8 protein-coding genes are annotated in these 10,945 nt (G+C 43.7%); 4 read left to right on the forward strand and 4 right to left on the reverse strand.

Going from position 1 to position 10,945, the window contains the following annotated elements; genetic code table 11:
* Positions 1-14 precede the first annotated feature (14 nt).
* Positions 15-1,106: a threonine synthase gene (gene thrC, locus P5674_RS04110; protein ID WP_006620310.1), complete on the reverse strand. Its 1,092-nt coding sequence runs from the start codon at positions 1,104-1,106 to the stop codon at positions 15-17.
* 283 nt (positions 1,107-1,389) lie between these two features.
* Between thrC and P5674_RS04115 the strand changes: the two genes are divergently transcribed.
* The 4 genes from P5674_RS04115 to trpD all read left to right on the forward strand — a co-directional run bounded on the left by P5674_RS04115 (position 1,390) and on the right by trpD (position 5,807).
* Positions 1,390-1,605 carry a hypothetical protein gene (locus P5674_RS04115; RefSeq protein WP_014274291.1) on the forward strand — a complete coding sequence of 72 codons (216 nt, stop codon included), beginning with the start codon at positions 1,390-1,392 and terminating at the stop codon, positions 1,603-1,605.
* A 327-nt stretch (positions 1,606-1,932) separates the two neighbouring features.
* On the forward strand, positions 1,933-3,003 hold the full coding sequence (locus P5674_RS04120; protein ID WP_062945578.1) for a fatty acid desaturase: 1,071 nt from the start codon (positions 1,933-1,935) through the stop codon (positions 3,001-3,003).
* Between the two features lie 179 nt (positions 3,004-3,182).
* Positions 3,183-4,652, forward strand: coding sequence for a glycolate oxidase subunit GlcD (glcD, locus tag P5674_RS04125; RefSeq protein ID WP_006620312.1), 1,470 nt, complete (start codon positions 3,183-3,185; stop codon positions 4,650-4,652).
* 81 nt (positions 4,653-4,733) lie between these two features.
* Entirely contained in the window at positions 4,734-5,807 is a 1,074-nt protein-coding gene (trpD, locus tag P5674_RS04130; RefSeq protein ID WP_006620313.1) for an anthranilate phosphoribosyltransferase, read from the forward strand.
* A gap of 71 nt (positions 5,808-5,878) precedes the next feature.
* Here trpD and P5674_RS04135 read toward each other — a convergent pair whose 3' ends face one another.
* The 3 genes from P5674_RS04135 to P5674_RS04145 all read right to left on the reverse strand — a co-directional run bounded on the left by P5674_RS04135 (position 5,879) and on the right by P5674_RS04145 (position 10,933).
* Positions 5,879-8,920: a type I restriction endonuclease subunit R gene (locus P5674_RS04135; protein ID WP_006620314.1), complete on the reverse strand. Its 3,042-nt coding sequence runs from the start codon at positions 8,918-8,920 to the stop codon at positions 5,879-5,881.
* 66 nt (positions 8,921-8,986) lie between these two features.
* A complete protein-coding gene (locus P5674_RS04140) occupies positions 8,987-9,724 on the reverse strand; it encodes a retron system putative HNH endonuclease (protein ID WP_315669816.1) in 738 nt (245 codons plus the stop codon).
* Complete coding sequence (locus tag P5674_RS04145) at positions 9,725-10,933, reverse strand: AAA family ATPase (RefSeq protein WP_006620316.1); 1,209 nt, start codon at positions 10,931-10,933, stop codon at positions 9,725-9,727. It lies immediately after the preceding gene.
* Between the last annotated feature and the right edge of the window lie 12 nt (positions 10,934-10,945).

Raw genomic sequence — 10,945 nt, forward strand, 5'->3', positions numbered from 1 at the left:
CCCCCTCCCACGGGCTAAAATCCCATAGCTTTAGCTACTGCGTCTAAATTAGCAGCAATACCCTCTTTAGTGGGGTTATTACTGTGGTTAATGGCTACATCGGGATCTTTTAAGCCATTACCTGTTAACACACAAACTACGGTGGCTCCCGCTGGTACTTGGTCTTTGACTTTCAGGAGTCCGGCTACGGAGGAGGCGCTGGCGGGTTCACAGAAAATGCCTTCTTGGGAGGCTAATAGGCGATAGGCGTTGAGGATTTCCTCATCAGTAACGGCACTAAAACTGCCTTGGCTGGCTGATTGGGCTGCTATAGCCATATCCCAACTGGCTGGGTTGCCGATACGAATGGCGGTGGCGATGGTTTCGGGATGGGGCACTGGTTGGCCATTAACTATGGGGGCGGCTCCGGCTGCTTGAAATCCCATCATCCTGGGGAGGCGATCGCATTTTCCTTCTGAATGATACTGACAAAATCCCATCCAGTAGGCGGTGATATTTCCGGCATTTCCCACCGGGATACACAACCAATCAGGGGCATCACCCAAAGCATCTACCACTTCAAAGGCGGCGGTTTTCTGTCCTTCTAAGCGATAGGGGTTGACTGAGTTAACTAGGGTGACAGGATATTGACGGGAAACCTCCCGCACAATGGTTAGGGCTTCGTCAAAGTTTCCTTCGATAGCTAAGACTTCCGCACCGTAGAGGAGCGCTTGGGCTAGTTTCCCCAGGGCTACATAGCCGTATGGAATCACGACAAATGCTTTTAATCCAGCTCGACGAGCATAGGCGGCGGCTGATGCTGAGGTGTTACCTGTGCTGGCACAAATGACGGCTTTGGCTCCCTCTTCTTTTGCTTTGGATATGGCCATGGTCATCCCCCGGTCTTTGAATGACCCGGTGGGGTTCAATCCGTCATATTTCACATATACCTGCACCTGTTTTCCGATTTCGGCGGCAATGGTGGGGACTGGAATTAGGGGGGTATTACCTTCTTGCAGGGTGACAACGGGAGTGGCTGAGGTAACAGGTAGATAATCCCGGTATGCTTCAATCAGACCGGGCCAAATATTGAGTTTTCTTTCAGTTGCGGGCAAAGTCAGGGTCATTTCAATGTTACAGTTTGTGGTTTTGGGCTCAATTTACTTGACTTTTCAAGGTTGCCGTGGTATATAACTTGGGGCTCATAGATTAATCAGCCCTTGAGTCCTACTCAGGTGAAAACGGTTTCGCGCCTGTCACCCTTAACTCAGTTTACCCCTTATGTCAACATCAAGTCACTTTGATTTGGGGATGATGATGTTTTTTTCCAAACCAGTTTAACATGGGGTTAAAATATAGTTAAGATTTGTTGATGTGCAAGTTCAGTTTAGACCACAAAATTAATTACTGATGCCAACTCCTTCATCGACTTTACCCCGTCCACAAAATCTGTCATCCTTGCCGTTGTCTTCAGCCTCCGGTAAAATGGATAAGATGCCATCTATATATAGTGTTGATCAGCAAGTGAAGTTTTTGCATCTTCAAGCTGAGGTGGACACTCTACTGTTAGAATTACAAACTCTAAAGCAAATGCGATCGCTTAGTCCCACAGCGCCGAAAAATTAGGCCCAATCCCGCCAGGCGGCCAATTGTCAAAAATCAGAAATTAGCGATCCCGATCGCAGATGGTGTGCTATAAATGATCAGACTAAACTTAACAGTCTGAGGGGTTGATTCAACTATTTGGAATCAGCTAATCTTGGTTGGGAGTTTCTCTCAATCTCACTGCCGGGTAACTCATCAAAAAAAGACCGCTTAGGCTGGTTGATTGACTGAAATACCGAAGCTGTGGGCTGAGAAAGTTGTCAGCTACCTGGGCAGTTAAAAAAAAGCACATTCATTCAGAAGCCAGGCACCAGTAATGGTGGCTTGGTTTTCCCTTAAAATTCATCTATGACCCTATCAATTGTAAAGTCTGAAGATTCATCGTCACCCCCCTCCGCAGTTCCCTCTGATTTGCGTTTAAGGGATATTATAAACACCCTCCCTAGTGATGTGTTTGTCCAAGACCGATACAAAGCTTGGATGACAGTAATCATTAATGTTTTAATGGTGGGTTTAGGGTGGCTAGGAATAGCGATCGCTCCCTGGTTTCTCCTCCCCGTGTTATGGGTATTTACAGGAACCGCCCTCACCGGATTTTTTGTGATCGGACATGACTGCGGACACCGTTCATTTTCTCGGAATGTATGGGTAAATGATTGGGTAGGTCATATCATGTTTCTGCCGATTATATATCCCTTTCACAGTTGGCGTATTGGTCACAACCAACACCATAAATACACTAACAGAATGGGGTTAGATAATGCTTGGCAACCCTGGCGCAAAGAAGAATACCAAAACGCTGGTAAATTAATGCAGGTCACTTATGACCTTTTCCGAGGTCGCGCCTGGTGGATTGGTTCCATTCTACACTGGGCCAGCCTTCACTTTGATTGGACGAAATTTGAAGGTAAGCAGCGCCAACAGGTCAAGTTTTCCTCTTTGTTGGTGATCGGCACGGCGGCGATCGCATTTCCGACTATGATTTTAACCATCGGAGTTTGGGGATTTGTCAAGTTTTGGTTGCTTCCTTGGTTAGTGTTCCACTTCTGGATGAGTACCTTTACCCTGCTTCATCACACCATCACCGACATTCCCTTTAGAGAACCCGAAAAATGGCACGAAGCCGAATCTCAACTATCAGGGACTGTTCACTGCAATTATCCCCGCTGGGTTGAGTTTCTCTGTCACGATATCAACGTTCATGTTCCCCACCACGTCACCACCGCAATTCCCTGGTATAACCTCCGGAAAGCCTATGCCAGCTTACAGGAAAATTGGGGTGAATATCTCTATCCTGAGTGTGATTTTTCCTGGGGTTTAATGAAGGAAGTTGTTGACCACTGCCATTTGTATGATGAGAATAACAACTATCAGTCAATCCCGGACTACAAAAAGAGTTTAGCTGTAGCCGAAAAATAGCATAGGCTTAAATCTCTGTATCAGCCAATTAGTGGCTTAACCTCGGTCGGTTGTGGAATTTCCCAGCCGACCTTAATTTTGGGTAATTGATTGGGTGAGTCAGACTTGACAGAAATATCAAATGATGTTATGTCTAAAGCAAGTTTAATTATACTCATTACAGCTAAAGACATTAACTTATGTCAAGCCCCACCGTAAGCCGGAACTGGAAACCGATAATCAAAGAATTTGCCGCCGTTGTAGGTAAGCGGGGGGTGGTTCAGCGACGGGAAGAATTGCTAGTTTATGAATGTGATGGACTAACCAGTTATCGCCAACGTCCGGCTTTGGTGGTTCTTCCTCGCACCACAGAAGAAGTCGCAGCAGCCGTGAAAATATGCGATCGCCATAATATACCCTGGGTAGCGAGAGGGGCGGGAACCGGACTATCAGGAGGTGCATTACCCGTCACTGATTGCGTGATGATTGTCACCGCCCTAATGCGCCAAATTCTGAAAGTAGACCTCGAAAATCAGCAGGTCGTCGTACAACCAGGGGTGATTAATAACTGGGTAACTCAAACCGTCAGCGGTTCAGGATTTTACTACGCCCCCGACCCCTCCAGCCAGATTATCTGTTCCATTGGCGGTAATGTAGCCGAAAATTCCGGTGGTGTTCACTGTTTGAAATATGGAGTCACCACTAACCACGTCCTGGGCTTAAAAATCGTTACCCCAGACGGGTCTATCGTCGATTTAGGCGGTTCAATTCCGGAAATGCCAGGATATGACCTGACGGGTTTATTTGTGGGGTCAGAAGGGACTCTAGGCGTGGCTACGGAAATCACCCTCAGAATTCTGAAAGCCCCCGAATCGATTTGTGTTCTGTTGGCAGATTTTGCTACCATTGAAGAAGCCGGACAATCGGTATCTGATATTATCGGGGCGGGGATTATTCCCGGTGGTATGGAAATTATGGATAATCTCAGTATTAATGCGGTGGAAGATGTCGTTAATACCGGATTATATCCCCGAGATGCCGGGGCGATTTTATTGGTAGAATTAGATGGTTTACAGGTGGAGGTAGACCGCAATAAACAGCGGGTGGCAGATATTTGTAAACAAAATGGGGCGCGGAATATTACTACCGCCAATGAACCGGAAAAACGCTTGAAAATGTGGAAGGGTCGGAAGGCGGCATTTGCGGCGGCGGGTCATGTTAGCCCGGATTATTATGTACAAGATGGGGTGATTCCTCGGACTCAGATGGCTTATGTATTGAAAGAAATTGCGGCTTTAAGCGAAAAGTATGGCTATCGCATCGCTAATGTGTTTCATGCGGGAGATGGGAATTTACATCCTTTGATTCTCTATGATAATTCTGTGGCAGGTGCCTTAGAGACGGTGGAAGAAATTGGCGGCGAAATTTTGAAAATTTGTGTTGATGTGGGTGGGAGTTTGTCGGGGGAACATGGTATCGGGGAAGATAAAAAGTGTTATATGAATAAGATGTTTAATGAAGAGGATTTGGAAACTATGCAATGGGTGCGATCGGTTTTTAATGCTAAGGGTTTGGCTAATCCTGGTAAAATGTTCCCTACACCTCGCACCTGTGGAGAATCCGCTAAAGTTCAGAATGTTAAGAAGTTTGAAGGTGCTGAGGTATTTTGATGAGGTTGTGCGATCGCCTGACCTAACCTAGGATAAAATCAGAATGCCCAACCTAGATAATCCGAATTAATAGCCTTTACCATGACTCATTTTGCCCCTGATGCTGATATCTGGCCGCAACTTCTCCAACAACTCCTAGATCATCAGTCCCTGTCCACCGACCAAGCCTCAATTTTAATGGAAGGATGGCTGAGTGAGTCTATCCCCCCTGTGTTATCCGGGGCGATTTTAGTGGGGTTACAAACCAAAGGAGTATCTGGGGAAGAGTTGGCGGGAATGGCGAAAGTATTACAATCGCAGTCCCAATCAGGAAATCTACCCACCCCCAGCGCAGATGGTTTAAAATCCCAATTTTCCCTAATCGATACCTGTGGAACCGGGGGAGATGGGGCATCGACTTTTAATATTTCCACTGCTGTGGCGTTTGTGTGCGCCGCCGCCGGGGTTCCGGTGGCTAAACATGGGAATCGCTCGGCTTCGAGTAAGGTGGGCTCTGCGGACGTATTAGAGGGGTTAGGGGTCAATTTAGGAGCGCCCCTAGAAAAGGTTAGGGCGGCGGTTGAACAGGTGGGGATTACTTTCCTATTCGCACCGGGTTGGCATCCGGCTATGAAGGCGGTAGCGCCCTTACGTCGAACTCTGAAGGTGCGGACGGTATTTAATCTTTTGGGGCCTTTGGTGAATCCCCTGCGTCCGGTAGGACAAGTTATTGGGGTGTTTGATCCGAGTGTTTTGGATGCGATCGCAAACGCCCTAGGACATCTTAACATCGAAAGAGCTATTGTTCTCCACGGGCGGGAGGGTTTGGACGAGGCGGGTTTGGCTGATGGTACGGATTTAGCTATTCTATCTGAGGGTAAGGTAATGCGATCGCTCCTGAACCCAGAAGATTTAGGCATCAATGCCGCCCCTATTAGCGCCCTGAAGGGGGGAGAACTATCGGAAAATATGGAAATTTTAACCCAGGTGCTACAAGGGAAAGGAACGACCCCCCAACAAGATGCTGTGGCGCTCAATAGTTCCCTAGCTTTACAGGTGGCTGGGGTAGTTCCACTCCAGGAACATCACCAAGGCTATAGCCTGGCGCTGGATATTCTCCAAAGTGGGGCGGCGTGGTCAAAATTACAGGAGTTAATCGAGTTCCTGAAGTCTTAGTTATGGATTGATTTTCCTTTGGCGATCGCTCCTAAATGGTAGGTTGAAATGGTGCGATCGCTTTGGGCAGGTTATCGCTCAGAATTCTGATGATCCGACAGGCGTTTATAGACTGCTGAAAGCAACCATTCCGAAACGACATTTTTAAAATCATTGTCATTCATATAACGAGCGAAAATAGTTTCATTTTGGTCTACACGCTCTACAAAAAGAGACTCAACTATTTTATCAAACAGTAAACCAAATTTATTTACCGAATTGACTTGGGCTGCTTGTTGCAGTGCTTCCGTGTTGACAGCCGCTTCAACAATTTGGTCGAAGAATAGTTGGTCAGCTTGATTAAAGTCAGTACCAAAGCGGTTATTCAAAACATCAATTAACTGTGACAGCTTAACAGAATTTTCCCGCAAAATTGCCGTACCAATTGCTGGGGAGCCATCTTGAGGAATCGTTTCTCCTTTTTTTAGGTGAATTGAGCCTTCACTGATTTTCTGAAGACGATAATATTCAAGCTTAATCTCACTATCAAAATCATATTGGTCTTGATTTGAGGGACGCAATAATTTAGTAGCCAAATGGCGGAGGAAAATATAAACTTGCTCCAAATCAGAATCCTGATAAGGAATAATCTGGCTTAAAAAACTATATAAATTGCGAAAAGCTGTTAATTTTCGTCGCCAGAGTTCTGCCGCTTCAACATCCTGCTCGTATAACGCCAGAAATCGATCTACAGCCGGATCTAGAGCAGCATTCATCCCTTGATGATCGCTAGGATTCTGACGCTGTTTTGGCTTAAAATAAATAGTGCAGAATCTGTTGACTTCTTCACTTAAATATATTCCAGAAGCGTCGAGTTGACTTTTAAGGTGGTAAAGCTGTCCGGGTTCTGCTTCCTGTCCCAACTCTGCCCCTTCATAGAACTGTTGAAAAGCCTCTTGAATTTCTTGACGTTTATTGACAAAATCGAGGATAAAAGTATCTTCTTTATGAGGGTGGGTGCGATTCAGGCGAGACAAGGTTTGTACTGCTTTAATACCCGCCAACCGCTTGTCAACATACATGGTATGGAGTAAAGGTTGATCGAAACCCGTTTGATATTTTTCCGCCACCAATAACACTTGATAATCATCACCAGCAAATTTTTCGGTTAATTCCTTTTCCCGAATTCCATGATTCATTTCTTCTTCGGTGTAAGTTTTCTCCGGTATTTTGTCATCATTGACAATTCCGGAGAAAGCAACTAAACTCTTGATGTCATAGCCTTTTTCTTTAATGTACTTATCAAAACTCTGTTTGTAACGAACTGCTTCCAGGCGAGAACCTGTGACCACCATTGCTTTTGCTTTACCCCCAATTTTATGCCGCGTAAAATTATTAAAATGTTCTACCATAATTTGAGTCTTTTGTGCAATATTATGAGGATGTAAGCGCATAAAATGAGTTAGAGATTTAGCAGCTTGCTTCCGTTGAACATTGGGGTCATCACCAGAGTCTTTGAGTAGTTTAAAGTAAGCTGTATAGATGGTGTAGTTTTTTAAGACATCTATGATAAAGCCTTCTTCAATAGCTTGACGCATGGTGTAACGATGGAAAGGTTCACCTTCACGACCAAAAAATTTCAATGTTTTGTGCTTGGGTGTAGCCGTAAATGCAAAAAAGCTGAGATTGTCTTGTAAGGAGCGTTTTGCCATGCTGAGGAACATCTGTTCTAAATGTTCTAATCCTTCTTCTTGTGCCATTTCACGGGCTTTCTGATGTAATGTTTCACCACCTAGCACTCCCTTCAATTCTGTAGCCGTATCCCCCGATTGTGAACTGTGGGCTTCATCAATAATCACCGCACAGCGACGAGTGGGTAGTCTTCCGCTTCCCTGTTCGTTTCGTTCTTCTGCAAGTTTAAGCAACTGTCGGGTTACAAAGGGAAATTTTTGGAGGGTTGTAATAATAAGAGGAACAGCACTTTCTAGGGCTTCTGCCAACTGCTTAGAATCTTTATCTATTTTTTGAATAACGCCTTGGCGGTGTTCAAATTGATAGATAGTATCTTGTAGTTGTCGGTCAAGAATACGTCGATCGCTAATCACAATGACAGTTTCAAAAATTCGCTGGTTTTCTGTGTTATGCAGAGAAACCAAACGATGGGTTAACCAAGCTATTGTATTACTTTTGCCACTTCCTGCCGAATGTTCTATTAAGTAATTAGATCCGACTCCCTCCTCTTGGGTGGCTGCAATCAATTTTCGGACCGCTTGCAATTGATGGAAACGAGGAAAAATCATGGTTTCTTTCTGATATTTTCGCCCGCGATCGTCATATTTTTCTTCGATTTGTACATGAAGAAACTGAGCCAGAAGGTCTAATAAACTATCCGGTTGTAAAATGTTTTCCCAAAAATAGGCGGTGCGATAGGTTCGTCCTTGGGGGTCGCGAGGGTTTCCGGCACCGTTATTGTCACCTTGATTAAAGGGTAAAAAATGGGTGGCTTTTCCGGCGAGTCTGGTGGTCATCCAGACTTCTTCGGTATCAACAGTAAAATGAACTAAAGTTCGCCGTTTAAACTCAAAAATAATTTCGTGAGGATCGCGATCTTGACGATATTGTTGTTTCCCATGTTCTACGGTTTGTCCGGTGAGGGGGTTTTTCAGTTCTATCGTGACAATGGGGATACCATTGAGACTGAGAGTAATATCGAGTTCATTTCGATGGCGATCGCTATATTGAAGTTGGCGGGTAATCCCAAGTTGATTGGCTTTGTAGCAGGTTTCCAAGTCAGAATTGAGGCTGTGGGCAGCTTTGAAATAGGCAATCCGCAGGGTGCGACCATAACATTTAAAACCGTGACGCAGGGTATGGAGTGATCCATAGGTATCCATCCATTTACACAGGTCGGTAAGGATTTGATTACCCGTATTTTCTCCGTGTAAGGCTTCTAATTTTGCCCAGGCTTTGGGTTGGGTTTGACGGATAAAGTTAAGGGCAATATCTGGAAAAATGGCTAGATTTTTGTTAAATGGGGTTAGGGGTTTAACATAGCCCTGTTTTATAAGAGAGTCTTCTATCACTTGCTCAAAGGCTTTTTCGCTTTGTGGGAAAACAACACTGATAGAGTCCATAGGTCAATAGTCTTTATAGATTAATGCAAGGTTTTTAGAACTTAATTGATTCCAAGATAAATGGGGTTATATTAGTTGTCTTGCAACTTGTTCAATAGCCAAGCAAAATTGACGAAATTTCCCCTCTTCATTCTTTTGGGAATATAAGCCATTAGCAATTTTCTGGATATCTGAGGCATCTAATTCAATATCGATAGGGAATATTGCTTCATCAATAGCTGCCTTTCTTAAGTCTATCAATCGCTGATGATTTAACACTAATTTTTCAATCGTTATTTGTGCCGCAGTGTCTTGATGATTTGTAGCTTGGACTTTCCCAAAATCATCAAACTTGAATCTGTCTTCACAATCTAATTGTAACGGTGTTACAAAATTGTCACGTTCATACCAATTCTCTTTAGCGTGCGCTCCAAAAGGACATTTCTTGCTATTCTTGTTTTTTTTGCTAGGTTGATTAAGTTCATCATCTTCATCATTCTCATCCTCTTGAGATTTATAATTTCTACCGGGATAAGCAGTTACAAGATTAAAATAGTTGACATCTTCATAATTTTTCTCATTTCGACATATAGAATAGGGCTTGAGGTGTTCAATGTGGGAATTTTCAGTATCAATCAAGATCCCTGTATAACAACATAGAAAGCCTTGCTCCTTTAGTAGATGCTCTTTCACATCCCTTTTAACATCGCTTGGCACGTCATCATAGTAGTCGCAACCAAGGCGATTTCCTTCTTCATCATATTGGTTGTTAAACCAGGAACGTAATTTTTCAGGTTCTTGTTCTTTTTTGATGTACTTCATCATTTATTTCCCTAATAGTCTGATCCGATCAATGCGAGTTTGCAGGCGTACCAATTCAGGAAAGTTTCCTAATTCACGGAGACTGTTGATTTGTTCAGTCGCTTCTGGAAAATTCCTCTGTTTAATCAATGATTCTATCTTTTCTAGGGTTTTTTGCGTGTTTATATCACGCTCAGGAGTTTCCATAAGAAAGCGTAAAATCCAATTACTATCCATACCCAAGGATTGGTCAGGAATATAGGGTTGTTTATCTTGGTCTAGAATAATAATATTTTCTGGTTCAACTTCTCCAATCATTTGCGGTGAATGAGTGGTGGCAATAAATTGGCAGTTTGGAAAGATTTCGGTCAGTTTGTGGACAACCATGCGTTGCCAGAGTGGATGTAAGTGTAAGTCCAATTCATCAATGAGCACGATCGCTTTTCCATCCTGTAAAGGATTTTCGAGATCGGGATTTGCCTGTAAAAGCCGTTGTACTAGGTCAAGTATCAATGCTATGATACCCCGTTCGCCATCTGAAAGCTGATTAATATTTAGTGTTACCCCGTTTTTGTCAAGTAGCAAGGTTGGTTTTTTGTATGTATCCGAGGCTGGAACAGCACGAACATTATTACACCAATCTAAAAAGTGGGTGACGGCATCATTTAAAGCATTAATATGACGGTTTAATTGAGGTTTTTCGTCTAAATTTTCCTCTTGGACTAACCACCAATCTATAAATTCCCGAAGACGTAGCATTCTAGGAATGAGTGCGTCAACAAAAGCCGCAGATTGATTACCTGAACTACGATTAGGATTTAAGTCTTGTTCTGTAACTATTGAGCGCCGGGTTGCACAATATACAATCAGGGGTTGATTTTGCGCCTTTTTTAGAGGTTCTAAAATTTGGTCACCGTTAGGTTTGAGTTCCTGTTCATGGCTTTTTCCCCGGCTAAATTTACATCGAAAAGGTATTCCTGATATATCCACATTCATTTCAATCATTAATTTATCTTTTCCAATCATAATATCATCGGTATTAAAATTAATCTTTCTCTCTTGACAAGCTGTTAATTTAGGCAGGATTCTTGAAAAGGCAATCCGCAAGGCATCCAAGACACTGGATTTGCCGACTCCATTAATCCCCACAATCAGGTTCATTCCTGGCTGAAATTCAAATTCTGCCTGTTCAAAGCCTCTAAAGTTACTCAGTTTAAGTTGGTTAATTTGCATGGGTACTCCTTG

Origin of the sequence: Limnospira sp. PMC 289.06 (assembly GCF_032350395.1) — a bacterium.
Lineage (GTDB): Bacteria > Cyanobacteriota > Cyanobacteriia > Cyanobacteriales > Microcoleaceae > Limnospira > Limnospira platensis.